A 26,325-nucleotide genomic window follows, 5' to 3' on the forward strand; every position below is an offset into this window, starting at 1 on the left:
GGGTGAGAAAAGTCAGCCGCGCGATTGTGGGGCTGCTCGCTCTACTGACAGCGTCGGGTGGCTGACGGGACAACAATGCCGCCCTCCCACAAGGACGATAACGATGAGACTGCTCGCCCTGACCCTGGCTCTCGCCTTCATCGCCCCCAGCCAGGCCGCCACCCCCGCCGAACGCCTGGCCGACGTCGCCACGCGCTACTACGACGCTCGCGCCCGTTTCGACCCGTTGACCGCCACCGAGGGCGGTGACAACCGTTTCGACGACCAGCTGGGGCTGGGCATCGCACCGGCCGAGCGCAGCAAGCGCTTCGCCGCCTGGCGCGGCTTCCTGAAGGAGCTGGCCGCCCTGCCCGACGCCAGCCTGCCGCCCACCGAGCGCCTGAACCGCGAACTGCTGGAGGAGCAGCTGCGCGCCCAGCTCGCCTTCGAGCGCTATCCAGACCACCTGCTGCCCCTGCACCAGATGGGCGCCACGCCCTTCCAGCTGGCCTTCTTTTCCAGCGGCGAGGGCGGCCAGCCGCTGAAGACGGCCGCCCAGCTCGACGCCTATCTGAAGCGCGTCGCCGGCCTGCCGACCTGGTGCGACCAGGCCATCGCCAACATGCGTGAAGGCATCAAGCGTGGCGTGGTGCAGGCGGCCCCTGTCGTCGAGGCGGCCCTGCCGCTGCTGAAGAACCTCGCTGAGGCGGATGCCGCGCACAGCCCCTACACGGCGCCGGTGCGTGCCCTGCCTGAGGGCGTCGCGGCTGCCGACCGCACCCGCCTGACCGAGGCCTACCAGCGCGAACTGGCCGAGCACACCCAGCCGGCCCTGCGTCGCCTGCTCGCCTTTGTCGAGGCCGACTACCTGCCTGCGGCCCGCAAACGCGGCGGCATCGGCTGGACGTCCTTGCCCAACGGCAAGGCCTGGTATCGCCAGTGGGTGCGTGACCAGACGACGACCGACCTGACGCCCGAGCAGATCCATGAGCTGGGCCTCAACGAAGTGGCGCGCATCCAGGGCGAGATCACGCGCATCGCGCCGCAGCTCGGCTTCGAGGGCGATCCGCTGAAGAACGGCGGCCTGCTGGCCTGGGCGCGCACCGACGCGCGCTTCCGCCCGTTCACGACCGAGGCTGAAATCCTGGACGCCTATCGCGGCATCAACTTCATGGTCGCGCCGCAGCTTCCCAAGCTGTTTGGCCAATTGCCGCGCATGGCCCTGGACATCCGCGCCGAGCCCGAGCTGACGCGCGAGACCGCATCCGACCACTACACCGTCGGCCAGGCCGATGGCAGCGCGCCGGGCGTTTTCTGGGCCGTCATCAACGATCCCAAGATCTATTCCGTCTCCACCATGACGGCCCTCTTTCTGCACGAGGGTCAGCCGGGCCACCATTTCCACCTCGGCCGGCAGATGGAGATGCCCCTGCCCGACTTCCGCCGCCGCAACTGGATCAATGCCTATGGCGAGGGCTGGGCCCTGTATGCCGAGACCCTGGGCCACGAACTGGGCCTGTACACCGACCCGGTGGCCTATGCGGGTGAGCTGCGCCTGGAGATCAGCCGCGCCGCCCGCCTGGTGGTGGACACCGGTCTGCACGCCAAGGGCTGGAGCCGCGAGCAGGCGCTGAAGTACTGGATGGACAACACCGGTGCCGGCGAGCAGCAGGCCGTGGCCCAGATCGACCGTTATCTCGCCTGGCCCGGCCAGGCCCTGGGCTACAAGATCGGCGCCTTGAAGATCCAGGAACTGCGCCGCCGTGCCGAGCAGAAGCTGGGCTCGAAGTTCAGCCTGGCGGCCTTCCACGACCAGGTGCTGGGCGCGGGCTCGCTGCCGCTGTCGGTGCTGGAGAAGCGCATCGACGCGTGGATGGCGGCGCAGGCGCATTGAGAAAATGGCGGGATGATTCCCGCCCCGGTCCGAGAAGAAATCCTGCAGCGCATCCGGCGCGCCGAAGCAGAGCATGACGTCCAGGTGCTGCTGGCCGTCGAGTCCGGCAGTCGCGCCTGGGGCTTCGAGTCGCCCAACAGCGACTACGACGCCCGCTTCATCTATGTCCATCGCCGCGACTGGTATCTGTCGGTCGGCCTGGAGGAGCAGCGCGACGTCATCGAATACCCCATCGTCGACGACATCGACCTCAACGGCTGGGACCTGCGCAAGGCGCTGCGGCTGTTCTGGAAGTCCAATCCGGCCTTCGTCGAATGGGTGCAATCGCCCGTCGTCTATGCAACTCGCGGCAGCTTTGCCGAGCGAGTGCGGGCCTTGATGCCTGAGATCTACAACTGCGTCAGCGGCATGCACCACTACCGCAGCATGGCCAAGACCAACTACCGCGGCTATCTGCGCGGCGACGAGGTGCCGCTGAAGAAGTATTTCTATGTGCTGCGCCCGCTGCTGTCGGTGCGCTGGCTGGAGCGCTACGGCAGCGCGGCACCGATCGAGTTCGCCAAGCTGCTGCATCTCGTCGATGACCAGTCGGCGCTGCTCGGCGACGTCCACGAGTTGCTGCAACGCAAGCGCGCCGCGCCGGAACTCGGGCTGTCGGCGCCGGTGCGCCGCATCAATGACTTCATCGAGGCTGAGTTGGAGCGCCTGGAGAACATTCATCCTCAAGCCTTGCAGCGCGGCGAGGTGTTGCCGGGGCTGAACGACGTTTTCAGAAGCTGCCTGTACGAAGCCTGGGCCTGAGGCGGCGCCACCGATCTTTCACCTGACTTGCTGCCGTTCAATAATTCGAGTATTCTGGAAATATGGATGAACAAGATGTCATCAAGGCCCTGGCCGCGCTGGCGCAGCCGGTGCGCCTCAAGGTCTTCCGCGCCCTGGTCGTCACCGGTGAGGCGGGGCTGACGCCCGGCACCATGGCCGAGGCCCTGGGCATGCCGGCCAACACCCTTTCCTTCCACTTGAAGGAGCTGGTCAATGCCGGCCTGGTGACCCAGGAGCGTTCCAGCCGCAACCTCATCTACCGCGCCGCCTATGAGCGCATGAACGGCGTGCTGGGCTATCTGACCGAGAACTGCTGCCAGGGCGCGAGTTGCGCTGTTCCGGCCAAGGGCAACACCTGCTGTTGAGTGCCATGACCACCCACGTCCTCATCCTCTGCACCCACAACTCCGCCCGCAGCGTTCTCGGCGAGGGCATGCTCAACCACTGGGCCGGCAAGCTCGGCAAGGACGTGCGAGCCCACAGCGCCGGCAGCGCACCCAGCGGGCGCATCAACCCTTTTGCCGTCGAGGCGCTGCAGAACGCCGGTGTGGATGCCAGCGGCTATTTCAGCAAGAGCTGGGACCGGTTCAGCCAGGACGGTGCTCCGCCGCTGTCCATCGTCATCACCGTCTGCGACAGCGCGGCGGCCGAGCAATGCCCGGTCTTCTTCGGCGGCCGGGGGCAGCCGGTGAAGGTGCACTGGGGCTACCCCGACCCGTCCAACGCCGAAGGCGGCGACGAGGGCAAGCGCCGCGCCTTCGAGCTGACGCGCCAGGCCATCGGCTATCGCCTGCTGCAGCTGCTGCAATTGCCCCTCGAAAGCCTGAGCAAGGTCGAGCTGCAGCAGGCCCTCGAAGGCATCGCCCGCACATGAGCCTGCCCCGCCAACTCCTTGCTGAAGCGCTTGGCACAGCCCTGCTGCTGGCCGTCGTCATCGGCTCCGGCGTCATGGCTGAGCGCCTGTCGGGCGGCAATGTCGCCCTCGCGCTGCTGGCCAACACGATGGCGACGGTTGGCGGCCTCTATGTCCTCATCGAGGTCTTCGGCCCCATCAGCGGTGCCCACTTCAACCCCGCCGTCAGTGCCGTCATGGCCTGGCGTGGCGAACTGCCGGCGGGCGCGTTGCTGCCCTATGTCGCGGTGCAGCTCGTCGGCGCCATGCTGGGGGCCTGGCTGGTGCATGCCATGTTTGACATGACGCTGCTGCAGTTCTCCACCAAGACGCGGACCGGTAACGGCCAATGGATCGCCGAGGGCGTGGCCAGCTTCGGCCTGCTGCTCGTCATCCTGCGTGCGCCCGCGGGGCGGGCCTCGGCGATGGTGGCGGCCTATATCGGCGCGGCCTACTGGTTCACGGCGTCGACGTCTTTTGCCAACCCGGCCGCCGTGTTCGGCCGCATGTTCAGCGACAGCTTTGCCGGCATCTCTCCGGCCAGCGCGCCGGGCTTCGTGCTTGCGGAACTGGCGGGCGCGGCGCTGGCCGTGCTGGTGAACCGCTGGCTGTCCATACCCGCAGCCGCTTCGCTGCCGTCCTGAAATACCGATAGCACGGGGCCGCGGCCCCGCTGCTTCAACCCAGATAGTTGCTATTGACAACCACATTCCCCTCGCTCACCATGAGCCCAGGTAGTTGCTATTCACATCCAAATGAGCGAATCCGCCCCCGGCAGCCTGTTGCGCGAGGTTGCGCGCCTGTACACCCGCGCCCAGCGCGTCGTGGCCGACTGCTGCCGCACCACCAGCACCCAGTGTCATCTGCTCACCGAGCTGGGCCGCTCCGGGCCGCTGCCGCTGTCCGAGCTGGGCACGCGGGTCAGCCTGGAGAAGAGCTGGGTGTCGCGTGCGGTGGAGGCCATGGCAGCCCGTGGTTGGGTGACCAAGGAGCCGAACCCGCAAGACGCAAGGAGCTGGCTCGTCACGCTCACCGCCGACGGCGAGCGCACGGTGCAAGCCCTGAATCAGACCCTCGATGACCACGCCGAAGCGCTGCTCGCTTCGCTGAGCCCGCACCAGCGCGACGCCGTCGAGACCTCCTTGCTGACCCTCCTGAAGGCCTTGCGCGAAGACCCGGCCGCCACCTGCTGCCTGCCGCCTTCGACCGAGGCCTTGAGGGAGCCCACCCCGGATTCCAAATCATGTTGCTGAACACCTCCATCTCCCTGCGTCAGGCCGGCGCGTCGGACTGGCCCGCCGTCCAGGCCCTGCTGCTGGCCAACAAGCTGCCCACTGAGGGCGCCCAGGCCCATCTGCCCACCTATCTGCTGGCGACCAGCCATGGCGAGGTCGTCGGCTGCGCCGGTGCCGAGGTCTATGGCCACGTCGCGCTGCTGCGCTCCGTCGCCATCGCGCCCGGACTGCAGAAGCAGGGCGTCGGCCGCCTGCTCGTCGAGCGGTTGCTGCGGGAGGCGCGAGCGCGCGGCATCGCGGCGCTGTATCTGCTGACCGTGACGGCGCCTGAGTACTTCGCGCAGTACGGTTTCAAGCGCATGAAGATCGAGGACGTGCCGGCCGCGCTGAAGGCCTCGGCCGAGTTCCAGGGCGCCTGCCCGGCCTGCGCGGCGCTGATGACGCTGGCGCTGCAGGAGGCCCCCGTCGCCGACACGACCTTGCCCGTGGCCGTGCTGGGCGCCGGCCCGGTCGGCCTGGCTGCCGTGGCCCAGCTGATCGAACGCGGCCTGCCCTTCGTCGTGCTGGAGTCCGGCGCCGAGGTGGGCGCCCATCTGCGCGACTACGGCCATGTGCAGCTGTTCTCGCCCTGGCAGTTCAATGTGGACCCTGCGATGGCCCGCTTGCTGGCGCCCACGGGCTGGGCACCGCCGCCAGCCGCCGAACTGCCGCTGGCCGGCGAAGTGCTGGACCGCGTGCTGCGGCCCTTTGCCGCCCTGCCCGCGGTGGCGGCCGGCCTGAAGCTGGGGGCGCGCGTCACGGCCGTCAGCCGCGAGGGCTTCGACAAGGTCAAGAGCGCCGGCCGCGACCAGGCCGCCTTCGTCGTGCGCTTCGAGCAGGCCGGCCAGGCCCAGGAGCTGCACGCCAGCGCCGTCGTCGACGCGACGGGCACCTGGGGCCAGCCCAACCCCGTCGGCGCCAACGGCCTGCCCGCCATCGGCGAGGCCGAGGCTGCCGATCGCATCTTCTACGGCATCCCCGACGTCGCCGGTCCGCTGCGGGGTCGCTATGAAGGCAAGCGCACGCTGGTGGTGGGGGCCGGCCATTCCGCCGCCAATGCCCTGCTGGCCCTGGCGGAGCTGGCCCGCCAGTCGCCCGGCACGCGCCTGGCCTGGGCGGTGCGCTCACCGGCCCTGCAGCGGGTCTTCGGTGGCGGTGATGCCGATGCGCTGCCGGCGCGCGGTGCCCTGGGTTCCTCGCTGCGCCGGCTGCGCGACGGCGGCGCGCTGGAGTTCTTCAGCGGCCTGCGCATCACGCGCATCGAGCGCCTGGGCGACTCGCTGCGCGTGCAGGGTATCGATGCGAAGCAGCAGCCCGTCGTCGTGGAGGGCGTTGACGAGATCGTCTGCGCCACCGGCCAGCGGCCCGACCTTTCGCTCGGCAGCGAGCTGCGCCTGAAGCTCGACCCCTGGCTGGAGTCCACCGAGGCCCTCGGCCCGCTGATCGACCCCAATCTGCACAGCTGCGGCACCGTGCGCCCGCATGGCCATCGCGAGCTGGCGCATCCGGAACCGGGCTTCTACACCGTTGGCGTGAAGAGTTATGGCCGCGCGCCGACCTTCCTGATGGCCACCGGCTTCGAGCAGGCGCGCTCGGTGGTTGCGGCCCTCGCGGGCGACCTTGCCGCGGCGGACCGCGTGGAGCTGCAGCTGCCCGAGACGGGCGTCTGCTCGGTCAATTTGACGCCGGCCGGTGCGGCCAGCGGCTGCTGTGGTCCGGTGGCCGATGCGGCTGCCCCGAGCGCGCCCATCGCTACGTCGACGCCCAAGCGCGGCTGCGGCCCGAGCAGTTGCGCACCCAAGCCGGCGCCCGAGATCGCGGCCGCACCGGCGTCGCGCTGCTGCGGCTGACGATGGCAGCCAGGCGCACCCGCGTTGTCGCCACGCTGGGCACCGCTCAGACGCTGGCAGGGGCTGACACCCTGGCTGTTCGGCCTGCTGCTGGCCGCGTGCCCGGCCCATTGATGAAAGACCCGGCATGAAGATCCGCACCGCCACCCTCGATGACGCCGCTGCCGTCGCCGCCATCTACGGCCCCATCGTGCAGCACACCGCCATCTCTTTCGAAACCGAGCCGCCAGATGCCGCGGAGATGCGCCAGCGCATGGCGAAGACGCTGGCTTCGCTGCCCTGGCTGGTCGCGCAGGACGCCACCGGCGCCGTGCGCGGCTATGCCTATGCCAGCAAGCACAAGGAGCGCGCCGCCTACCAGTGGTCGGTGGACACGACGGTCTATGTGCACGAGGACGCGCGTGGTCAGGGTGTGGGGCGGGCCCTCTACGGCCGGCTGCTGCCGCTGCTCGGCGAGCTGGGCTATTGCCACGCCTTTGCCGGCGTGGCCCTGCCCAACGCCGGCAGCGTGGGCCTGCACGAAGCCATGGGCTTCGAGGCCATCGGCGTCTATCGCAACGTGGGGTACAAGCACGGCCGCTGGCGTGACGTTGGCTGGTGGCAGAAGAGCCTGCGGCCCCTCGATACGCCCGGCGAACTGCTCGCCTTCAAGCCATGACCGACATCACCATCTTCCACAACCCCAAGTGCGGCACGTCGCGCAATGTGCTGGCGCTGATCCGCCATGCCGGCCTGGAGCCGCGCATCGTCGAGTACATGAGCGCCCTGCCCAGTCGCGACGAGATTCGCGCACTGGCCATCGCCGCCGGCCAGCCGCTGCGCGCCCTGCTGCGCGAGAAGGAAACGGCCTTCACCGAGCTGGGACTTGCCGACCCAGCGCTGAGCGACGACGCGCTGCTGGATGCGATCCAGCAGCATCCGGTGCTGCTGAACCGCCCCATCGTCGTGACGCCCCTGGGCACGGCGCTGTGCCGGCCATCCGAGGCGGTGCTGGAGCTGCTGCCGGTCGGCCCGCTGCCGCCCTTCACCAAGGAAGACGGCGAGGTCGTGCACGACAGCGGCAAGCGCCGCGGCTGAGTTCGATCAGGCCGGGTAGTCCGTCGACGCTGCCAGCCCACGCCATGCGGCCGTCTCGGCTTCGACAAAGGCGTGTTTGTCGGCAATGGCCTGCAGCGTGTCCGTGCCCATGGGCAGGCGCAGCGGCGGGTTCTGGGCGTCCACCAGGGCCAGCATGGCTTGCGCCAGGCGCACGGGGTCGCCGGGCTGGTTCAGGCTGATCTGCTTGGCGCGCTCGCGCACGGCACCGGCCGTGGCGGCGTAGTCCGCCAGCTCGCGCGGCGACGTGACCAGGGACTGTCCTTCGAGGAACTCGGTGCGGAAGTAGCCCGGCTCGACGACGGTGGCATGGATGCCCAGCGGTGCCAGCTCGGCATGCAGGGCTTCGGTGATGCCCTCGACGGCGAATTTGGTCGAGCAGTAGACGCCGAAGCCGGCCGCCGAGCGCACGCCGCCCAGCGAAGAAATGTTGATGACATGGCCGCTGCGGCGCTCACGCATCTGCGGCAGCACGGCGCGGGTCACGTTGAGCAGGCCGAAGACATTGGTGTCGTACAGCCGGCGCACCTCGTCGGCGCTGGCTTCCTCGACGGCGCCGAGCAGGCCATAACCGGCGTTGTTGACGAGGACGTCGATGCGGCCGAAGCGGGCCAGCGCGGTGGCCGTGGCCTGGGCGGCCTGAGCCTCGTCGGTGACGTCCAGGGCCACGGCCAGCAGGCCGGGCTGGGCACCGAAGCGCTTCTCGATGACGGCCGCGTCACGGGCCGTCGCGACGACGGCGTCGCCATGGGCCAGGGCGGCTTCGGTGATGCGAGCGCCAATGCCGCGCGAGGCGCCGGTGATCATCCAGACGCGCTTGAAGGTGGTGGGGGTGTTCATGAAGGGCTCCAGGGTTCGGGGTGGTTGAGGTGTCGGCCGATGGAGCGAAATCTAGGGTTTGGATTGCCATCCAACTAGCCCAGAATCTCTTCATTGATTCGCAATGGATTCGTGACAATGGCTTTCAACGAGCTGCGCGCCATCACCACCTTCACCAAGGCCGCCGAGCTGGGCAGCCTGCGCCAGGCCGCGGTGGCCCAGGGCATCACGCCGCAGGCGGCCAGCCAGGCGCTGACGCAGCTGGAGGCCCATCTCGGCGTGCGCCTCTTCCACCGCACGACGCGCCGCCTCAGCCTTACGGAAGAAGGCGAACGCTTCCTGAGCGCTGCCGCGCCCGGCCTGCAGGCCTTGCAGCGCGCATTGCACGGCGCACGCCAGGGCCGCGACGTCATCGCCGGGCCACTGCGCATCACGGCCACCCGCTCGCTGATGCTGCCGGTGCTGTGGCCGGTGCTGGAGGAGTTTTGCGCCCGCCACCCCGAGGTCGAGCCCGATGTGCAGCTGGATGACCGCATCGGCGATTGGGTGGCCGACCGCGTCGACGTGGGCTTTCGGGCCGGCACGCCGCCGGGCGAAGGCCTGATTGCGCGCCACCTGATGCCCTTGCAGCTCATCGTCTGCGCCGCGCCCGCCTATATCGCCAGGCATGGCTCACCGCGCAGCATCGACGAGCTGGACCAGCACCGCTGCAGCGGCTTTCGCCACCCCAGCACGGGCAAGGCCATGCCCTGGGAGTTTTTGGTGAACGGCGAGATCGTCGGGCGCGACGTGGCCTCCATCTTCATGACCAATGACGTCGAGCTGGAGGCCAATGCCGTCGTCGCCGGCCACTGCATCGGCCAGCTCGTCGGCGCGACGGCCGCGCCGCTGATCCGCAACGGCCAGTTGGTGCCGCTGCTGACCGACCATGTCTGCGCCCACCTCGGCCTCTACCTCTACTACGGCAGCCGCGTGGCCCAGCCGGCGCGGGTGCGGGCCTTCATCGACCTGGCCGTGGAGCGCGTGGTGGGCAACACGGCCTTTGTGGTCAGCCCGCAGGAGCTGGCCGCGGTTGCGGCCAAGCGCAAGCCGCGGCGCTGATCAGCCCAGGGCGGGCTTGAGCAGGTCGGCGATGCCGATGCGCTCGGCAAACTCTTCGCGCACCCGCTCGGCCACCGCGGTCACCGCCGCTGCGCCGTCGTCGATGAAGTCGACGACCGAGCGGAAGGGGCGTTGGCCATGCGGCAGGCCGACGATGCGCACGACCTCGTCGGCGACGGCCTGCGGGTCGGCCTCGGGCGGCATCAGCGTGTTCAGCCGCGTGCCCACCTGGTCCATCAGGCCGGCATAGCGCGCATAGGCTGCAGATCGGGCGTCGTCGGCCGGCGCGCCGGCGTTGGCGAAGTGGTCGGTGCCGCTGGTGAAGGCGCCGGGCACGACGATGCTGGTCTCGATGTTGAAGCGGGCCAGTTCGGCACTCATCGTGACGGCCAGCGAGTCCATCGCCGCCTTGGCCGCTGCATAGGGGCCGAGAAAGGGCGGGAAGCCGCCACGCGTGGTCGTGCTGCCGATCCACAGCAGCAGGCCGCGCTGCTGCTCGCGCAGCACGGGCAATGCCGCGCGGTTGACGCGCTGGGTGCCCAGCACATTGGTGTCGAAGACGGCCGTGATCTCCTCCGGCGTGTAGGCCTCGGTGGGCCCGACGACGAGATGGCCGGCGTTGTGCAGCACGACGTCCAGGCGGCCCTGCTCGGCCAGGATGGCCGCCACGGCGGCGTCGGCGCTGGCCTGAGACAGCACATCCAGCTCGACAACGCGCAGGTCCAGGCCGCGGGCGAAGCTCCAGTCGCGCAGCTCGCGCGCCTTGGCGGCGTTCCGGGTGCTCACGCCGCGCATGCTGGCGTAGACGGTGTGGCCAGCGGCGGCCAGGGCCCAGGCGCTGAGGCGGCCGATGCCGCTGGAGGCGCCGGTGACAAGGATGATTTGCTTGTTGGCCATGTCGCTCTCCTTCAGACGATGCCGCCGTTGACGCGCACGGTCTGGCCATTGACCCAGCCTGCCTGCGGGCCGGCCAGCACGCCGACGATGGCTGCGATGTCCTCGGGCTGGCCCAGGCGCTCCAGCGGCGCCATCTTGGCCAGGCGCTCGACCTGCTCGGGCGTCTTGCCGTTCAGGAACAGGGCCGTTGCCGTCGGGCCGGGGGCCACGGCGTTGACGGTGATGTTCTTGCCGCGCAGCTCCTTGGCCAGGATGTTGGTCATGGTCTCGATGGCGCTCTTGGTGGCGGCGTAGACGGCGTAGCCGGGCAGGGCCAGGCCGATGACGCTGGTCGAGAAATTGATGATGCGGCCGCCGTGGCGCAAGCGCTTGGCGGCCTCGCGCATGGCAAGGAAGCTGCCCTTCACATTGATGTCAAAGAGGCGGTCGAAGGTCGCGTCGTCGGTGTCGGCGAGGTGCGGCAGCTCGTTGGCCATGGCGCCGGCGTTGTTGACGAGGATGTCCACGCCGCCGAAGGCCTCGGTGGCGGCGTCGAACAGCAGCTTGGCGGCGCCGGCGTCGGCCACGTTGGCCTGCACGGCGATGGCGCGGCCGCCCTTGGCCTGGATGGCGTCGACGACCTTCTGCGCTTCGACGGCATTGCCGGCGTAGTTGACGACGACGGCGTGGCCATCAGCGGCCAGGCGCTGCGCGATGGCGGCGCCGATGCCGCGCGAGGCGCCGGTGACGATGGCGACGGGGGAAGAGGAAGAAGTGGTGTTGCTCACGGGGTGCTCCAGTCGTTGGTTGGGAGGCAGAACCGCTGGCGGCCCTGTGAGTTCAATGTATTGTTCGGGCTTGTTCGGATAAATCAGACGAACAAGACATCACAATCCAATCCGTCTAAACAATTGGGACAAAACGGCGATGGATCGACTCGATGCGATGCGCCTTTTCGTGCGCATCGTCGACCTGGGCAGCTTCACCAAGGCGGCGGATGAGTTGCAGCTGCCGCGCGCCTCGGTCAGCCTGGCCCTGCAGCAGCTGGAGGCCCGCCTGGGCGTGCGCCTGCTCAACCGCACGACGCGCCATGTCAGCCCGACGCTGGACGGCCAGGCCTACCACCTGCGCTGCCAGCAGATCCTGCAGGACGTGGGCGAGGCCGAGGATCTGTTCCGCAGCAGCCAGCTCAAGCCGCGCGGCAAGCTGCGCGTGGACATGCAGGGCAACCAGGCCCAGCGCTTCGTGCTGCCCTATCTGGGCGACTTCCACGCCCGCTATCCCGACGTGGAGCTGGAGATCGGCCTGGGCGACCGCTTTGTCGACCTGGTGCGCGAGGGCGTGGACTGCGTGCTGCGCTCGGGCGAGCCCAAGGACTCCTCGATGGTGGGTCGGCGGGTGGCCCAGCTGCGCCAGGTCACCTGCGCCAGCCGCGACTACCTGGCTCACCGCGGCACGCCGCGCACGCTGGAGGACTTCGCGACCCACCAGGCCGTCAACTACATCGGCAGCAGCGGCCGCGTTCTGCCCTTCGACTTCGTCGTCGACGGCGAAGCGCACAGCCTGACCCTGCCCGGTCCCGTGACCGTCAGCAGCGCCTCGGCTTATGGCGCCTGCTGCCTGGCGGGTCTCGGCTTCATCCAGGCGCCGCGCTACAACTTCGAGGGTGAGCTGGCGAGCGGCGAGCTGGTCGAGGTGTTCGCCGACTGGCAGCCGGCGCCCATGCCGGTCTATGTGCTCTACCCGCACGCCCGCCAGCTGTCGTCGCGGGTGAGGGTGTTTGTGGACTGGCTGGCGGAGAGGATGGCCAGCGCGAGTTGAAGCGGCGGACGAACTACTAGGATGCGTGGAGCCGGCGCTCATCCGGCAAGGGAGCATCCCATGCTGATCTCTCGCATCCTGGTGGTCCTTGCCCTTCTGCTGAGCCAGGCAGCCCCCTCGGCCGCCCAGGCGGTGGACCCGTTGATCGCCGAGGTGAAAGCCCGCGACGCCGAGCTGTCCGCGGCGCATGGCCGCGGCGACATGGACAGCTATCTCAAAGGCCTGTCCAGACACTACGTCTACACCGACGTGGGCGGTCGCCGCGTCACGGCCGAAAAGCTGGCCGCGCGGCGCAGCAACGACCAGCTTCGCCAAGTGGCGTCGGAGACGCTGGAGGAAGAGGCCCTGCGCGTCTCCGACAGCGTCGTGCTGCTGAGCGGCCTGGAGCGCGCCAGCTTCACCTATTTCGGCGGCCTGCCGCGCCAGGGCAGCACGCGATGGACGGCGCTGTGGGCGCGCGAGGACGACGGTCAATGGCGGCTGGTTGCCGAGACCGCAACGCCGGTGACCGGTGATGGTGGTTTGCCCTTCACGGCGGTCCGCCTGGCTGACAGCGCTGTGAAGTCTCGACAGGGCTTGTGGGCGCTGGCCTTGCCGCAGGCGATGCAATTGCGGCTTAGCGCCGAAGGCGGGCGGCTGATCGGCACGCTGGAAGGCCAATCCCTGCGGCTGACCTTTGTGCCGGCCTCGCCGACGCATTACTACGCGCTGGAGCGGCCGTTCGAGCTGCGCTTTGACGACAGGGATCGACGCAAGCTCACGCTGCTCACCTGGGGCATGGAGACGGCGGCGCAACGCGTCAAGGCCGTCCGCTGAGAATCCTGCGGCCATGCTCGTCATCCACGAATCCGCCACTCGCGTCGAAGAACCCCCGCCTCACGGCGCCATCGGCATGTCCACGGCCTATCGCATCAGCGACGCGGCACCCCAACCGCGCGCCATGGAGTTTCGCAAGCGCGTGCTGCATCCCGGCGCGGCCATCGGTCTGCATGCGCTGGCGCATGACGAGGTGTACTACGTGCTGTCCGGCGAAGGCGAAGTCACGTCGGACGGCGAGACGCAGCGCATGACGGCGGGCATGGCGGCTTATCTCTATAACGGCGCCGTCGTTGGCATCCGCCAGCTCGGCGAGGAGCCGCTGGCCCTCATCGTCAGCTACCCGAACCCGCCATTGCCCTGACCAGGCTCAGGGCCGTCTCGGCGGCCGGGGCCAGCGTGCGGCCGCGCAGCCAGACGGCGTGGGCGTCCACATACAGCTCGCCGAGCGTCTTCAGCCCCTTGATGGGCTGCAGGCCCAGGCTGTCGATGAGGGGCAGGCCGCGCGGCAGGGCGGCGAGCAGGTCGCCGTCGGCGGCGAGGCGTGCGAGCGTGGTGAGGTCGTCGCATTCGACGACGACGGGCAGGTCAGCCGGGCTGGCAAAGCCCAGGCCCTGGGCGACATAGGCCTGCAATTGCGCTGACACCGACACCAGGCCCAGGCCGTAGTGCGTCAGGTCGGCGGCCGTCACGCGCGACGCGCCCAGCAGCGGATGGCCGGCGCGCGCATAGACGCTGCCGCGGATGCGCGAGACCGGCGCGATCTCCACGCGGCTGTTGTCGCCGAGCATGCGCGGGTCTGCGATGAAGAACTCGATGGCCTCGTCGGTCAGCAGGGTCAGCAGGCTGGGCACATTGCCGTAGCGCACGCGGGCGACGATCTGCGGCGCCTGGCGCCTGAGCTCGGCCAGCAGCGGTGGCACCAGAACCGCAGCCGGTACCGGCCCCGCGCCAAAAGCCAGTTCGCCGAGCAGGCCGCCGCGCAGCAGGGCGGCGTCGCGCTCCAGGCAGTCGGCGTCGAAGACCAGGCGGCGCGCCCTCTCCACCAGGGTGCGGCCGGCCGGCGTCAGCACGGCGCCCAGCGGCCCGCGCTCGAAGAGGCGCAGGCCCCAGTCCTCTTCCAAGGCCTGGATGCTGCGGCTGAAGGCGGCCTGGCTCAGGTGCACGCGCTCTGCCGCCGCGACGAAGCGGCCTTCGTCGGCGAGGGCGATGAGATGGGAGAGCTGGCGCAGGTTCATATGCAAGAAACGCAATGAATGCCGGCCAATTATGCGTTGGACGTCAGGGCCGCCACCTTCCATCCTTCGGCCCCGCAACGCAAAGCGAGGGGCAGATCAGGTGGAGTTCGATTACGTCATCGTGGGCGCCGGCTCGGCCGGCTGCGTGCTGGCCGCGCGGCTGAGCGAGGACCCGGCCGTGTCTGTCTGCCTGTTGGAGAACGGCGGGCCGGACAGCAGCGTCCTCATCCACGCGCCAGCCGGCGTCGTTGCCATGGTGCCGACGCGCATCAACAACTACGCCTTCGAGACCGTGCCCCAGCCCGGACTGAACGGCCGCCGCGGCTACCAGCCCCGCGGCAAGACCCTGGGCGGCAGCAGTTCCATCAACGCCATGCTCTATGTGCGTGGCCATCGCTGGGACTACGACCATTGGGCAAGTCTCGGCAATATCGGCTGGAGCCATGAAGAGGTGCTGCCCTACTTCCGTCGCTCCGAGAACAACGAGCAATTCGGCGACGACCCGCTGCATGGCCGCGGCGGGCCGCTGAACGTGACGCTGCCGCGCAGCCCCAGCCCCATCAACCAGGCCTTCCTGGCGGCCGCGGCTCTGCAGGGCCTGCCGCACACGCCGGACTACAACGGCGTTGAGCAGCATGGTGCCTTCGTCTACCAGGTCACCCAGGTCAATGGCGAGCGCTGCAGCGCGGCCAAGGCCTATCTGACGCCCAACCTCGGGCGGCCCAATCTGCAGGTCATCACACGCGCCCAGGCCGCCAAGCTGCGCCTGGCCAACGGCCGTGCCGTGGGCGTGGACTACCGCGTCGGTGGCGTGACCCGACTCGTGCGCGCCCGCCGCGAAGTCATCGTCAGCGCCGGCGCCTTCGGCTCGCCACAGCTGTTGATGCTGTCCGGCATCGGCCCCGGCGCTCATCTGCAAAGCATGGGCATTGATGTGCAGCGCGACCTGCCCGGCGTCGGCCAGAACCTGCAGGACCACATCGATTACGTGCAGACCTGGCGCTGCGCAGCCAACACACCCACTTTCGGCGTCTCGCTGCGCGGTGGCGTGCGCCTGGCCCGTGCCATCGGTGAATGGCGGCGCCAGCGCGCCGGCCTGTTGACCAGCAGCATTGCCGAGTCCGGCGCCTTCATGCGCTCATCGCCCGACGTGGCCGTGCCCGACCTGCAACTGGTCTTCGTCATGGGCATCGTTGACGACCATGCCCGCAAGCTGCACTGGGGCCATGGCATCTCCTGCCATGTCGACGTGCTGAGGCCCTACAGCCGCGGCAGCGTCGAGCTGGCCAGCCCTGACCCGCTGGCCGCGCCGCGCATCGACCCGCGTTTCCTCAGCGACGAGCGCGACCTGGCCCTGCTCGTGAAGGGCGCGCAGATGCAGCAGCGCCTCATCGAATCCAAGCCCTTTGACGGCCTCCGCGGCGAAATGCTCTACCCGGTGCGGGCCGACGACGAAGCCGGCCTCGCTGCAGACATTCGAGCGCGTGCCGACACGCAGTACCACCCGGTGGGCACCTGCAAGATGGGCCGCGACGCCATGGCCGTCGTCGACGAGCGACTGCGCGTCCACGGCGTGGGCGGGCTGCGTGTCGTCGACGCTTCCATCATGCCGACGCTGATCGGCGGCAACACCAATGCACCCACCCTCATGATCGGCGAGAAGGCCGCCGACATGATCCGAGGAGACAACAGATCATGAAGACGACGCTTGCCCTTGTCGCCCTGCTGGCCCTGGCCGGCTGCAGCCGCGAAACCGCAGCGCCGTCCGGCGATGCCAGCGCCACGACGGTGCAGGCCAACGCGGCTTTCGCCAAGAGCCTGCCGCTGTCTGATCAGCAGGACTTCGAAGACGCCAGGCGCGGCTTCATCGCCCGCCCCAGCGGCAAGATCCTGGCCGCCGATGGCAGCGTCATCACCGACTTCGACGCCTTCAACTTTGTCGACGGCGACGCACCGCCCACCGTCAACCCCAGCCTGTGGCGCCACGCCAAGCTGAATGCCCGGATCGGCCTGTTCAAGGTCGTCGACGGTGTCTACCAATTGCGCGGCTTCGACATCGGCAACATGACGCTGATCGAGGGCAAGACCGGCTGGATCGTCGTCGACGCCCTGACCTGCCGCGAGACCGCTGCCGCGGCCCTGGCCTTCGCGCGCCAGCACCTCGGCAACAAGCCGGTCACGGCCCTGCTGTTCTCGCACAGCCATGTCGACCACTTCGGCGGCGCCCTGGGCGTGCTGACGCCCGAGCAGGTCAAGGCCGGCGTGCCGGTCATCGCCTCCAATGGCTTCATGGAAGAGGCCACCAGCGAGAACGTGCTGGTGGGCACGGCCATGGGCCGGCGCTCGGCCTACCAGTTCGGCAAGAACCTGGAGCGCTCGGCTCATGGCCTGGTGGACACCGGCCTGGGCAAGGGCGTGGGCTACGGGACCTTCGGCGTGCTGGCGCCGACCGACCTCATCACCCAACCCACCGAGGAGCGCGTGCTGGACGGCGTACGCATCGTCTTCCACAACGTGCCCGGCGCCGAGGCGCCGGCCGAGATGACGTTCTCGATTCCCGCGCTAAAGGTCTATGGCGGTGCCGAGAACCTGGCCCAGACCATGCACAACCTGCTGCCGGTGCGCGGTGCCAAGGTGCGCGACGCGCTGCGTTGGGCCGGCTACATGCAGGATGCGCTGGACCAGCTGGGCGATGCCGAGGTCTATGTCGGCCAGCACAACTGGCCGATCTGGGGCCATCAGCGCATCGCCGAGTTCATCACCCAGCATCGCGACGTCTACAAATACACCCACGACCAGACAGTGCGCCTCATCAACGCCGGCCTGACGCCGGCTGAGATCGCCGATCAGGTCAAGCTGCCCCCATCGCTGCAGAGCTACTTCGGCACGCGCGGCTATTACGGCGACCTGCGCCACAACGTGAAGGCCGTCTACCAGTTCTACCTGGGCGCCTACGACGGCAACCCGGCCCATCTCGACCCGCTGCCGCCGGTGGAGATGGCCAGGCGCTATGTCGAGCTGGCCGGCGGCGCGGACAAGGCTGTGGCCGTGGCCCAGCAGGCCTTCGACAAAGGCGACTACCGCTGGGCCGCCGAGCTGCTCAACCAGGTCGTGTTCGCCGACGGCGGCCACAAGGCTGCGCGCGAGCTGCTGGCCCGCACCTACGACCAGCTGGGCTATGTTGCCGAGGCCAGCACCTGGCGCAACAGCTATCTGACGGCGGCTGCCGAGCTGCGTGGTGGCTCGCCCCAGCAAGGCATCAATCGCGCCGCCTTTGTCGACATGCTGGCCCAGACGCCCATCGAGCGCTTCCTGGAGGCCATGGCCGCCGGCCTCAACGGCCCGGCCGCCGAGGGCAAGAACTTCAAGATCAATCTGGTGTTGACCGACACGAAGGAGAGCTATGTGCTGTGGATCGAGAACGCCGTCCTCCATCACCGCCGCGCTGAACCGGCCGCCGATGCGAATGCGACGCTGACGCTGACCCAGGGCTTCTTCGTACGCATGATGGCCGGCACCGCCGGCGCCAAGGACATGCTGACCTCGGACGACATCCAGGTGACCGGCAGCAAGATCGACCTGGCGCGCTTCCTGGGCCTGATCGACAAGGCCTCGGGCACCTTCCCCATCGTCACGCGTTGACACGCGCGGGGCCGGCGGTGCGGGCAAAATCGGGCGCTTCTTTCCAAGGACGCATGACCCGTGAAGCACAAGCCCCTGCTTTTGATCGCCGGCCTGCTGATTGCCGCCTCCGCCTTCGCGGCCGATGAGCCGCCTTCCACCCTCGACAAGATCGAAGGGGCCGTGTCGCGCGGTGCCCAGGCCGCCGCCAGCGGTGTGGCGCGCGGCGTTCACGCGGCGGCCAGCGGCATCGAGCGCGGTGCCAAGGCGACGGCGCGGGGCATCGAGAAGGGCGCCAATGCGACGGCCCGCGGCGTGTCCAAGGGTGTGGATGCCGCCGCCAGCGGCGTCAAGAAGGGCGCCGACGCGACGAGCAATGCCGTGCGCAAGACGGCCGACAAGATCGAGGGCAGCGGCAGCAGCGCCCCGGCGAACTAGGACTTGTCGTTGGGCAGGTTGTCCACCGTGTAGAACTCGCTGGCGATCTTCCAGTCGCCGCGCACCTTGAGCAGGTGCAGGATCTTCCAGCCCTGGCCGCCACCGCCCTGCTCGACCAGGCGGGTCTCGAACTTCAGCGACGCCTGGGCCAGGTCGCCGTCGCGTTCGATGTGGATGTCGTAGAAGCGCTGCGCGTATTTGCGACCGCTCTCGAACACCGACTGCCGGAAGCCTGCATAGGCCTGCACGGCGGGCAGCCCTGGCGCGAAGTCGGCCGGCAGCGAGCCCCGCAGGCCCATGAAGGGAATGGACGTGTCCAGCAGCAGGCGCTCGAAGCCGGCGCGGTCGCCCTGGCTCACGCAGCGGGTGTAGGCCTGCAGCACCGCGTTGATGCGCTGGTTCTCAGGGTCCTGGGGGTCGGTGACGGGCGTCATGGTCTGGGCGGCGGCGAGGCCCGCACAGGCCAGCAGCAGGGTGGCAATGCCGGAGGTCAGGGTGGGGCGCATCTCGGTGGCGTGGGTGGAGGGAGGTGGCCCACTCTAGGAAGGCGCCGGCCCCACAACAAGCGAGAGTTTTTCGCCGGATGCTTAAGCGTTGCTCAAGTGTTGGCCGCGTCCAGCCGAGAGCGCACGTCGTCGCGCACGATGCCGGCCAGGGCCGTCACGGCCGGGCGATGCTCCTCGGACTGGTGGCGCAGCGACACCGTCACCGCCGGCAGCGGCGGCAGGCCCAGGGCCGGACCGACGGCCTGCACACCGGCCGGCCGGTGCAGGCCCGCGCGCGGCAGCACGCCCAGGCCGGCGCGGGCCGCGGCCCACAGCGCGGAGACGCTGGTGCTGGTCAAGGCGACCTGCCAGGCGCGGCTTTCGCGCTGCAGCGCGTCCAGGGCCAGGCGGCGGAAGACGCAGGGTGATTCGAACAGCAGCAGCGGCACGGGTTCGCCAGCGCGCACTGCCAACGTGGGCGCGCCAAACCATTCGATGGGCCATTGGCCGATGGCGTCGGGCGCGTCGGCCGGCCCATCGCCAAAGGCCAGGCCCAGGTCCAGCGTGCAGGCGGTCACGCCCGCGTTGACGGCGCCGCTGCCGCAGACCGACACGTCCAGCCTCACCGAACGTTGGCTGGCGGAAAAGCGCGCCAGCGTGTCGGGCAGCCAGCCGTCGGCGAAGTCCTGGGGCATGCCGAAGCGCACCTCGCCGACCAGTTCACCGGCCTGCAGGGCCAGCAGGGCTTCGTCGTTGAGCTGCAGCATACGCCGCGCATAGGCGGCCAGGCGTTCGCCCGCCTCGGTGGGCAACTGTTGCCGGCCCACCTTGCGGAAGAGCTGCTGACCCAGCCTCTCCTCCAGCGTGCGCATCTGCAGGCTGATGGCCGCGGGCGTGCGGTGCAGGCGCTCGGCCGCCTTGCTGAAGCCGCCGAGGTCGACGGCCAGCACCAGGGTGCGCAAGGCGGCCAGGTCGAGGATCATCCGTGGCGTCAATCGAGAGGCCAGGGCATGGCCTTGGGCATCTTGCTCGGGTCGTCGGGCTCGGCCGGCTTCAAGACCTTGTGGCCGGGCGCCTCGGCCTCGCGCCACCAGGGCTGGGCCGGTTCGCCCTTGGCCGGCTCCACGGCCTCGCCCAGGCGCGGCATCAGCAATTGGGCGCCCTGCTTGGGGCCGAGTTCCAGCAGGGTCTCGGCCGGCTGGTCCCAGTCGTGCAGGGCCAGCGAGAAGGTGCCCCAGTGCACCGGCAGGAAGGCGCCGCCGCCCAGCAGCTGGTAGGCCTTCAGCGCGTTCTCCGGGCCGAGATGGATGTCGCCCCAGGAGGGGTGGAAGGCGCCCACCTCGAGCATGACGAGGTCGAAGGGGCCGAAGTGCTCGCGGATGGCCGCGTACTCGGTCGTCAGGCCGGTGTCGCCGCTGAAGAAGACGCGGTGCTTCGGCGTCTCGATGACGATGGACGACCACAGCGTGGCGTTGCGATCGGTCAGGGAGCGGCCCGAGAAGTGTTGAGACGGTGCGGTGTGGATGCGCAGCTCGCCCTTGGGTGCCTGCCAGTGCTCCCACCAGTCCAGCTCGACGATGCGCTCGGCGGGGATGCCCCAGGCTTCGAGGTGGGCGCCGACGCCGAGCGAGGTGATGAAGGGCACGGCCTGCAGCTTGACCAGCTCCTTGACCGTGGCCATGTCGAGGTGGTCGTAGTGGTCGTGGGAGATGACGACGGCATCGAGTGGGGGCAAGGCCTTCAGCGCCAGCGGCACGGGCTGGAAGCGCTTGGGGCCGGCCAGCTGCGAAGGTGAGGCGCGCTTGCCCCAGACCGGGTCGGTCAGCACCCGAAAGCCGTCGATCTCGATCATCACCGTCGAGTGGCCCAGCCAGGTGGCGCGCAGGCCGGTGTCGGTGGGCTTGAGCCAGGCGTCCAGCGGGTTGTGCGCGGGCAGGGGGCCGGCGGGCGTGCGGCGGCCTTCGGAGCAGAGGAAGTCGCCCAGGGACGGCCTCTCGGTGCGGTCGCGCAGCCCCGGCTGGATGGGGTGGACGTTGTGGAAGCCCTCGCCCGAGTCGGTGACCCGGTAGCGCGGCGAGGCCCGCATGCGTTCAAGACGAGGGCCGGTGGCGCGTTTGCCGAGTGACTTCATGGCAGCTGAGGTTGGGGCGAATCTGCCGAGATGGCGGCGCGGCGCGGGCTTTCAAGGCCGTGGGCGGCGCGGGCCTTCCGACATTGGGCGTCGCCGGGCTCGACGCTGCGACAGGTGCTGGAGCGCTGGGCGTAGATGCTGCAACCCACCGACCGCCCGACTTCGCCCTGCAGCGCGACGCAACGGACCGGCTGCGTCTCAGTGCCGGCCATGCAGCGGTGCTGGGGGCTGACCTGGCGCGTCAACGCCACCGGCACCGTGCCGCCGGGCGCGTCGTCGGCCTCGGCCCAGTAGAAGGAGACGCGGAACACGGCGCAGCAGGCGCCGCAGCGCTGGCAGTCGAATTCGTCGGCCATGCCGCGCTCAGGCCTCCGCAATCGCCGCGACGGACACCTTGAGCCCCGGGATGCGCGCCGGCAGCTTGGCACCCTGGCGGGCCGGCGGGTTGGACGGGAACCAGCGCAGGTACTCCTCGTTCATGCCGGCGAAGTCGTCCTCGTCGGCCAGCACGATGGTCACGCTGACGATTTTGTCCAGAGAGCTGCCGGCCGCCTCCAGGATGGCGGTGATGTTGGTCAGGCACTGGCGGGTCTGCTCCTGCACCGTGGTGCCGACGAACTGGCCGGTCTCGGGATCGGTCGGCGCCGTGCCGGACACGAAGACCAGGCCCGCGGCCTTGACGGCCTGGCTGTAGACCGGCGGCGGCTTGGCAGCCTTGGGGGTGTAGACGATGTCGCGGGGCATGCCATCTCCTCTTTGAGTTGCCATCTTTCGGGCCGAGCGCTGGGCCGCTCCCGAGCCGGCCCGCTTGGGCGATGTGCTTGCGGCTCAACGCCGCAAGCATCGCCGTCTCCTCGGGGGACCGACCAGGCTCGTCCGCGTTCAGCGAGGCGAGACTGGGCGAGGGGCATCATTTCATGCCGGCTGATGGCGCGTACCGGCGCCCATGGTGATGAAGAACATGCGGCTGGGCCGGTACACCTTGACCGTGTGCCAGACGCCGCGCGGCACGACGACGGCGCCGCGGTCGGTGATGCGCTGCGAGGTCAGGGCGCCGTCGGCCGTCTCCATCAGGAACTGGATGTCGCCGTCCAGCAGGTAGACGAACTCCTCGCCGTGGGGGTGCATCTCCCAACTGCCCCAGTCGGCGTCGCAGACGAACTCCGACACCAGCCAGTCCTTGCCGAGGGCGTCCAGGGCCTCCTGGGGCTGTGACCAGAACTCGCGGCCGCCGGCTTCCTGGCGGATGGCGCCGGTGGCGTCGAGCAGGGCATAGGTTTCGTCGGGCAGGAACTTCATCGGCAGGTCTCCTGGCGCTGATTGTGCGGGGCCGGTGTGCAACATGCCGCAACCGCGCCGCTTGAAATGCCGGCCGGCGGCGGCATCTGGGACACATGCCTTCCGTCATCAAGCTTGCCGTCCCCGCCGAACTGCTGTCCCTCGTGCGCCTGGCCCAGTTGCTGCAGGCGCTTGAAGGCCAGGGCCATGCGGCCGATCCCCACCAATACCAGCTCCTGGTGCAGAAACTCGGCGCCGAGCTGCGTGAGCACCAGGGCCACGAGTCGTTGGCCGGCCTGCTCGACCACTTCCCCGCCGCGGCCGAGGTCTACGAAAACCTGCAGTACGGCCATGCCGGCCTGGTGCGCGCGCCGCTGGAGATGTCGTTGACGTCGGAGCTGGCGACGCGCGGGCTGCTGGACCGGATGAGGAAGAAGCCGAACTAGGAGCGCCGCAGCCCGATCTCGAAGACGACGCCGTCCTCGACATTGCGTGCCGCGATGCTGCCGCCCATCTTGGCCAGATAGGTCTTGGCGACGAACAGGCCCTGGCCGCGCCTCACGCCGTCCTCGGGCTCGGCATCGCTGACGCCGTAGTCGAAGATGCGTGTCAGCTGCTCGTCGGCGATGTGAGGGCCCTGGTTGTGGATGTCGACGAGGGCCAGTTCGCCTTCGACACGCAGGGCCAGCGTGACGGGTGTGCCGGCCACGCGGTAGCGGTCGGCATTGGTCAGCACATGGGTGATGGCGTCTTCCAGCGGGTACTCGTCGGCCTGGGCCCAGACCGGCTCGCCGGGCGTGTAGGCGACATCGGCAATGCCGGCATAGGCCGCGTTCTCGGCCACCTGGCGCAGGAAGGCATCCACATCCAGCCGGCCCACGGCCAGTGTCGCGGCGGCCAGGGCCTCGCTGGGTGACGCCTGGCCGTAGAGCACCTTGACGGCCTGCTGCATGCGCTGCACATAGCGCCGGCTGGGGTCGGAATCGCCGGCGTGCAGCAGCATCAGCGACTGCAGTGGCGACATGATCTCGTGGCCCACTGCATGCCACTGGTCGTGCTCGCGTTCGGCGCGCAGCTGCTCGCGGCGCAGGCTGTCGCGGGCGTGCTGCAGCAGGTCGGACAGGCTGCCGGCCAGGATGCCCAGCTCGTCGCGGCCGCGCAGGTCGGCCACGTCCAGGGTGCCGAGCTCGAAGCGCTTCTCGTCGGGGCGCTGCAGCTGGTGCGACAGCGCGGCGGCGCGTTGGGTCAGCGAGGCCACACGGCGGATCAGGCCCATCTCGATGATGAGCCAGGCCAGCGCAATTGATGCCAGCATGGCGCCCACCGGCCAGGCCAGCCGGGCGGCGCTGGCGCTCAAGGACCGGTCCAGGCCTTGCAGGTCGCCCGTCAGCGTGATGTCGAAACGGCCGGCCGGCGTCGTCACCGTGTCTCTGGCCTGCAGGGTGTGCGGCATGGCCGGCGCCGGCAGGTGCTGGATCAGGGTCGTCAGCCAGGGCGAGGGTGGCGCGCCGGCCTCCTCTGCGCCTTGCAGCAGCGCGACCAGGTTGTTGCCGCGCTTGATCTGCAGCGTTTCTCCCGGCGCCAGCGTGCCGGACAGCCGCGCCAGCGTCAGCGGCGGCTGACCAATGGAGGCGGCGCTGTCGAACAGCGTTGCACCACCGGGGCCGAGCAGGGCCAGGCTCAGGCCGGTACGGGACAGGTCCGCGGGCGGCCACTGCGGACCGCCGGGCCGGAACAGTGCTTCGCGAAACGCTTCCACCGGCAGGCGGATGGACACCGTCGTGCGGCGCGGGCAGGGCTCCGCCGTGCTGAGGCAGGGGCCCTCGCGCCAGACCCAGCCGCGGAAGTCGCGCTGCGGGCGGGCCTTGTAAGGCAGCGTCGTCGTGTTGCCAGCCTCGCTGACCGTGAAGCCGGGCAGCTGGCCGCGCTGCGCGTCCAGCATCTCGACGGGAGCCAGCCAATGCTGCACGACGCCATCGCGCATCAGGCTGATGCTCACGCGGTGCACATCGGCCAGCTCCAGCGTGCCGCGTGCACGCGACACCAGCGGCGGCGCGTCCAGGCCGGCTACGAGGTAGACGAAGCCGCCCGCATAGGCATTGCTGCCCACCGCGGTGCACAGGCTGGCGCCGCCGGGGTACTGCAGGGCGCAACCGGCCATGTCGACGGCACGCTGGGCCTTGGTCGCATCGTCGAAGTCGATGGCCGCGAACGGCAGCACCAGCGGCGCGACCCAGCCGGCATCCACCTGCGCCGGCTCCGGATTCATCAGCGCGAGCTGGCCCGAGGGGTGGCGCAGCTGCGCCACGATCTCGGCCAGGGATTTGGCGAAGGTCTGCTCGTAGCGCTGGGCGTTGCGCTGCCTCTCCTCGTTCAGCAGGGCCAGGGCCAGGGCCAGCGTGGCCAGGGCCAGGGCGACGAAGACGAGGTGGAAGACGATGCGGTTGCGAAACGCCGCCAGCCCCAAGCGCGGCATGTCGGGCAGCGGGAAATCAACCCGGCCGAGCTTCATCCACCCGTCCAGCGAAAGCCCCGCATCGGGATGTTCTCGATGCCGTCAAAGGCTGGGTCGACGTCGCGGAAGGCGTCGCGGATGGTGGCCACATGCTTGCGCACGTTGTCGCGGTTGCGGCCGCTCTTGACGACGTCGAACAGCTCCTCGTAGCTGACCACCTCGCCGGTGCGCTCGTGCAGCGTGGCGAGGATGCGCTGGGCGGTCAGCGGCAGGTTGATGCGCTGGCCGCGCCACATCGGCGTGCGCTGCTTCAGCGGGTCGAGCTGCAGGCTCTCGTCGCCGACCTTGGCGGCCGTTTTTGGCGCCGGCTCGCGCAGCCGCGCGGTGCGCAGGATGTCGAGGAAGGTCTCGATGAACTCGGCCTCATCGAAGGTCGTCTTTTGCAGATAGTCCCAGGCGTCCAGCGCCTTCATGATGCTGCGGTAGATGGCGGCCGGCATGGCCGACACCACCAGCACCGGCGTGCCCAGGCCCTGCTTGTTGATCTCGTTGATCAGGGCCACGCCGGCATTGCGCTCGCGGCCCAGCTCGATGTCCAGCACGACGAGGTCATAGCGCTCGCGCAGCAGCGCGGCTTCAGCGGCGTCGCGGTCGAACCATTGGTCGACCGTCAGCTCGGGGCGGGCGTTGCGAATCCAGCCGGCCAGCTGCTCGCTGGTGGTGGGGTCGTCTTCGATGACGGCGATGCGGGGCATGACGGGATTATCCGGAGCGCCGGGGGTTCGGCCCTGGAAGGATTCTTCCGGCTGTGTCGGCGACCCTCCCAAAGGATGTCAGACTGGCCGTCGACCCCAATACGCCCCGCATCGCGGCATGGCCGAGCATCCATCGCAGCCCACACAGCAGGCCCTCGTCCAGGCCCTGGCCGCGGCCACGCGCCGGGCCGTGGAACAGCTGTTCACGGAGCATCCGGAAACCTTCTACTACCTCACCCTCGTCACGACGGGCGAAGCCCTGCCGCCGACCCTGGCCGCTTGGTCATCCGAGGCCTTGTCAGCCAAGGCAGGCGCCCCAGGCGAAGTTGACCTGCTCAAGTGGTCGTACGCCGACTCGCCCTATTGCGGCTATGGCCAGCATTGCTTCTTGGAGGTGATCCGCCTCTTCGAGCTGCGGCCCCGCATGACGCACGAGATGGCCTGGGCGGCGTGGGAGGCGGAGCATCAGCTTCGCCTCGATGCGATGGAGATGGCGATGAAACAGCTGGATGAAGAAGGGCTGTTCGGGCGCGGCGATGAGCGGGACGGCATCCTCATTGCCGTGGAAGTGATGCCTCCCGATCCCACCAATGCCGGCCGCGTCCGGCGCCTCAATCCTGCAGGGTCGCCGGTCTTGCAGGCCTGGATGGAGGAGGCGGCTGAGGCGTGAAGCGTCCGATGGGCG

The 26,325-nt window shown here is 69.4% G+C and carries 30 protein-coding genes; 18 read left to right on the forward strand and 12 right to left on the reverse strand.

All coding sequences use genetic code 11. The features are described from left to right. Positions 1 to 103: 103 nt before the first annotated feature. The 9 genes from ACS5PN_RS13860 to arsC all read left to right on the forward strand — a co-directional run bounded on the left by ACS5PN_RS13860 (position 104) and on the right by arsC (position 7,788). A complete protein-coding gene (locus ACS5PN_RS13860) occupies positions 104 to 1,873 on the forward strand; it encodes a DUF885 domain-containing protein (protein WP_439464549.1) in 1,770 nt (589 codons plus the stop codon). 12 nt (positions 1,874 to 1,885) lie between these two features. Then, a complete protein-coding gene (locus ACS5PN_RS13865) occupies positions 1,886 to 2,674 on the forward strand; it encodes a nucleotidyltransferase domain-containing protein (RefSeq protein ID WP_439464550.1) in 789 nt (262 codons plus the stop codon). A gap of 62 nt (positions 2,675 to 2,736) precedes the next feature. Continuing rightward, positions 2,737 to 3,060, forward strand: a complete 324-nt coding sequence (locus tag ACS5PN_RS13870; protein ID WP_439464551.1) for an ArsR/SmtB family transcription factor — start codon at positions 2,737 to 2,739, stop codon at positions 3,058 to 3,060. A gap of 5 nt (positions 3,061 to 3,065) precedes the next feature. Then, on the forward strand, positions 3,066 to 3,569 hold the full coding sequence (locus ACS5PN_RS13875; protein WP_439464552.1) for an arsenate reductase ArsC: 504 nt from the start codon (positions 3,066 to 3,068) through the stop codon (positions 3,567 to 3,569). After that, positions 3,566 to 4,231: an aquaporin gene (locus ACS5PN_RS13880; protein ID WP_439464553.1), complete on the forward strand. Its 666-nt coding sequence runs from the start codon at positions 3,566 to 3,568 to the stop codon at positions 4,229 to 4,231. Before ACS5PN_RS13875 ends, ACS5PN_RS13880 begins: the two co-directional genes overlap by 4 nt. A gap of 111 nt (positions 4,232 to 4,342) precedes the next feature. Further along, positions 4,343 to 4,840: a MarR family winged helix-turn-helix transcriptional regulator gene (locus tag ACS5PN_RS13885; RefSeq protein WP_439464554.1), complete on the forward strand. Its 498-nt coding sequence runs from the start codon at positions 4,343 to 4,345 to the stop codon at positions 4,838 to 4,840. Beyond that, positions 4,831 to 6,711, forward strand: a complete 1,881-nt coding sequence (arsN2, locus tag ACS5PN_RS13890) for an arsenic resistance N-acetyltransferase ArsN2 (protein WP_439464555.1) — start codon at positions 4,831 to 4,833, stop codon at positions 6,709 to 6,711. Before ACS5PN_RS13885 ends, arsN2 begins: the two co-directional genes overlap by 10 nt. A gap of 127 nt (positions 6,712 to 6,838) precedes the next feature. Next, positions 6,839 to 7,369: an arsinothricin resistance N-acetyltransferase ArsN1 family B gene (locus ACS5PN_RS13895; RefSeq protein WP_439464556.1), complete on the forward strand. Its 531-nt coding sequence runs from the start codon at positions 6,839 to 6,841 to the stop codon at positions 7,367 to 7,369. Next, positions 7,366 to 7,788, forward strand: a complete 423-nt coding sequence (arsC, locus tag ACS5PN_RS13900; RefSeq protein WP_439464557.1) for an arsenate reductase (glutaredoxin) — start codon at positions 7,366 to 7,368, stop codon at positions 7,786 to 7,788. Before ACS5PN_RS13895 ends, arsC begins: the two co-directional genes overlap by 4 nt. Before the next feature lie 6 nt (positions 7,789 to 7,794). On the opposite strand, the gene ACS5PN_RS13905 is transcribed toward arsC, so the two are convergent. Then, the gene (locus ACS5PN_RS13905) at positions 7,795 to 8,646 is read right to left on the reverse strand and encodes an oxidoreductase (protein WP_439464558.1); all 852 of its coding nucleotides are present in this window, start codon (positions 8,644 to 8,646) and stop codon (positions 7,795 to 7,797) included. Positions 8,647 to 8,763: 117 nt separating this feature from the next. On the opposite strand from ACS5PN_RS13905, the gene ACS5PN_RS13910 reads away from it, so the two are divergent. Beyond that, the gene (locus ACS5PN_RS13910; RefSeq protein ID WP_439464559.1) at positions 8,764 to 9,726 is read left to right on the forward strand and encodes a LysR family transcriptional regulator; all 963 of its coding nucleotides are present in this window, start codon (positions 8,764 to 8,766) and stop codon (positions 9,724 to 9,726) included. Here the strand turns inward: ACS5PN_RS13910 and ACS5PN_RS13915 are convergent, their stop codons facing one another. Together ACS5PN_RS13915 and ACS5PN_RS13920 are read right to left on the reverse strand one after the other, a co-directional pair. Beyond that, a complete protein-coding gene (locus tag ACS5PN_RS13915) occupies positions 9,727 to 10,623 on the reverse strand; it encodes an SDR family NAD(P)-dependent oxidoreductase (RefSeq protein ID WP_439464560.1) in 897 nt (298 codons plus the stop codon). 11 nt (positions 10,624 to 10,634) lie between these two features. Further along, positions 10,635 to 11,390, reverse strand: a complete 756-nt coding sequence (locus ACS5PN_RS13920) for an SDR family oxidoreductase (protein WP_439464561.1) — start codon at positions 11,388 to 11,390, stop codon at positions 10,635 to 10,637. A gap of 139 nt (positions 11,391 to 11,529) precedes the next feature. Between ACS5PN_RS13920 and ACS5PN_RS13925 the strand changes: the two genes are divergently transcribed. Genes ACS5PN_RS13925 through ACS5PN_RS13935 form a run of 3 tightly spaced genes read left to right on the forward strand, consistent with a single transcriptional unit; the run spans position 11,530 to position 13,603 of the window. Then, entirely contained in the window at positions 11,530 to 12,423 is an 894-nt protein-coding gene (locus ACS5PN_RS13925) for a LysR substrate-binding domain-containing protein (RefSeq protein ID WP_439464562.1), read from the forward strand. 60 nt (positions 12,424 to 12,483) lie between these two features. Beyond that, the gene (locus tag ACS5PN_RS13930) at positions 12,484 to 13,239 is read left to right on the forward strand and encodes a YybH family protein (protein ID WP_439464563.1); all 756 of its coding nucleotides are present in this window, start codon (positions 12,484 to 12,486) and stop codon (positions 13,237 to 13,239) included. 13 nt (positions 13,240 to 13,252) lie between these two features. Continuing rightward, on the forward strand, positions 13,253 to 13,603 hold the full coding sequence (locus ACS5PN_RS13935) for a cupin domain-containing protein (RefSeq protein ID WP_439464564.1): 351 nt from the start codon (positions 13,253 to 13,255) through the stop codon (positions 13,601 to 13,603). Here the strand turns inward: ACS5PN_RS13935 and ACS5PN_RS13940 are convergent. Next, the gene (locus ACS5PN_RS13940; RefSeq protein WP_439465568.1) at positions 13,575 to 14,477 is read right to left on the reverse strand and encodes a LysR family transcriptional regulator; all 903 of its coding nucleotides are present in this window, start codon (positions 14,475 to 14,477) and stop codon (positions 13,575 to 13,577) included. The genes ACS5PN_RS13935 and ACS5PN_RS13940 overlap by 29 nt on opposite strands. A gap of 100 nt (positions 14,478 to 14,577) precedes the next feature. On the opposite strand from ACS5PN_RS13940, the gene ACS5PN_RS13945 reads away from it, so the two are divergent. Genes ACS5PN_RS13945 through ACS5PN_RS13955 form a run of 3 tightly spaced genes read left to right on the forward strand, consistent with a single transcriptional unit; the run spans position 14,578 to position 18,536 of the window. After that, positions 14,578 to 16,176 carry a GMC family oxidoreductase gene (locus tag ACS5PN_RS13945; RefSeq protein ID WP_439464565.1) on the forward strand — a complete coding sequence of 533 codons (1,599 nt, stop codon included), beginning with the start codon at positions 14,578 to 14,580 and terminating at the stop codon, positions 16,174 to 16,176. After that, positions 16,173 to 18,119 carry an alkyl/aryl-sulfatase gene (locus ACS5PN_RS13950; RefSeq protein ID WP_439464566.1) on the forward strand — a complete coding sequence of 649 codons (1,947 nt, stop codon included), beginning with the start codon at positions 16,173 to 16,175 and terminating at the stop codon, positions 18,117 to 18,119. The genes ACS5PN_RS13945 and ACS5PN_RS13950 overlap by 4 nt, the downstream gene beginning before the upstream one ends. 60 nt (positions 18,120 to 18,179) lie before the next feature. Further along, complete coding sequence (locus ACS5PN_RS13955) at positions 18,180 to 18,536, forward strand: hypothetical protein (protein ID WP_439464567.1); 357 nt, start codon at positions 18,180 to 18,182, stop codon at positions 18,534 to 18,536. Here the strand turns inward: ACS5PN_RS13955 and ACS5PN_RS13960 are convergent. From ACS5PN_RS13960 to ACS5PN_RS13985, 6 genes are all read right to left on the reverse strand, one after another. Continuing rightward, positions 18,533 to 19,042 carry a hypothetical protein gene (locus tag ACS5PN_RS13960; protein WP_439464568.1) on the reverse strand — a complete coding sequence of 170 codons (510 nt, stop codon included), beginning with the start codon at positions 19,040 to 19,042 and terminating at the stop codon, positions 18,533 to 18,535. The genes ACS5PN_RS13955 and ACS5PN_RS13960 overlap by 4 nt on opposite strands. A 92-nt stretch (positions 19,043 to 19,134) precedes the next feature. Next, positions 19,135 to 20,004 (reverse strand): LysR substrate-binding domain-containing protein, encoded by an 870-nt coding sequence (locus tag ACS5PN_RS13965; protein WP_439464569.1) that lies wholly within the window; start codon positions 20,002 to 20,004, stop codon positions 19,135 to 19,137. 8 nt (positions 20,005 to 20,012) lie between these two features. Then, positions 20,013 to 21,152 carry an MBL fold metallo-hydrolase gene (locus tag ACS5PN_RS13970; RefSeq protein WP_439464570.1) on the reverse strand — a complete coding sequence of 380 codons (1,140 nt, stop codon included), beginning with the start codon at positions 21,150 to 21,152 and terminating at the stop codon, positions 20,013 to 20,015. Then, the gene (locus ACS5PN_RS13975; protein ID WP_439464571.1) at positions 21,149 to 21,508 is read right to left on the reverse strand and encodes a YkgJ family cysteine cluster protein; all 360 of its coding nucleotides are present in this window, start codon (positions 21,506 to 21,508) and stop codon (positions 21,149 to 21,151) included. Before ACS5PN_RS13975 ends, ACS5PN_RS13970 begins: the two co-directional genes overlap by 4 nt. A 7-nt stretch (positions 21,509 to 21,515) precedes the next feature. Continuing rightward, positions 21,516 to 21,896, reverse strand: a complete 381-nt coding sequence (locus ACS5PN_RS13980; RefSeq protein WP_439464572.1) for a RidA family protein — start codon at positions 21,894 to 21,896, stop codon at positions 21,516 to 21,518. 171 nt (positions 21,897 to 22,067) lie between these two features. Beyond that, the gene (locus ACS5PN_RS13985) at positions 22,068 to 22,451 is read right to left on the reverse strand and encodes a cupin (RefSeq protein WP_439464573.1); all 384 of its coding nucleotides are present in this window, start codon (positions 22,449 to 22,451) and stop codon (positions 22,068 to 22,070) included. 95 nt (positions 22,452 to 22,546) lie between these two features. On the opposite strand from ACS5PN_RS13985, the gene ACS5PN_RS13990 reads away from it, so the two are divergent. After that, positions 22,547 to 22,876, forward strand: a complete 330-nt coding sequence (locus tag ACS5PN_RS13990) for a hypothetical protein (protein ID WP_439464574.1) — start codon at positions 22,547 to 22,549, stop codon at positions 22,874 to 22,876. On the opposite strand, the gene ACS5PN_RS13995 is transcribed toward ACS5PN_RS13990, so the two are convergent. Both ACS5PN_RS13995 and ACS5PN_RS14000 read right to left on the reverse strand, forming a co-directional pair. After that, positions 22,873 to 24,942 carry a sensor histidine kinase gene (locus tag ACS5PN_RS13995; protein WP_439464575.1) on the reverse strand — a complete coding sequence of 690 codons (2,070 nt, stop codon included), beginning with the start codon at positions 24,940 to 24,942 and terminating at the stop codon, positions 22,873 to 22,875. The two genes, ACS5PN_RS13990 and ACS5PN_RS13995, sit on opposite strands and share 4 nt — an antisense overlap. Further along, a complete protein-coding gene (locus ACS5PN_RS14000; protein ID WP_439464576.1) occupies positions 24,939 to 25,640 on the reverse strand; it encodes a response regulator transcription factor in 702 nt (233 codons plus the stop codon). The genes ACS5PN_RS13995 and ACS5PN_RS14000 overlap by 4 nt, the downstream gene beginning before the upstream one ends. Positions 25,641 to 25,758: 118 nt before the next feature. On the opposite strand from ACS5PN_RS14000, the gene ACS5PN_RS14005 reads away from it, so the two are divergent. Then, positions 25,759 to 26,310: a DUF4303 domain-containing protein gene (locus ACS5PN_RS14005; protein ID WP_439464577.1), complete on the forward strand. Its 552-nt coding sequence runs from the start codon at positions 25,759 to 25,761 to the stop codon at positions 26,308 to 26,310. Positions 26,311 to 26,325 lie beyond the last annotated feature (15 nt).

Source organism: Roseateles sp. NT4, from assembly GCF_051857475.1.
Lineage (GTDB): Bacteria > Pseudomonadota > Gammaproteobacteria > Burkholderiales > Burkholderiaceae_C > Pelomonas.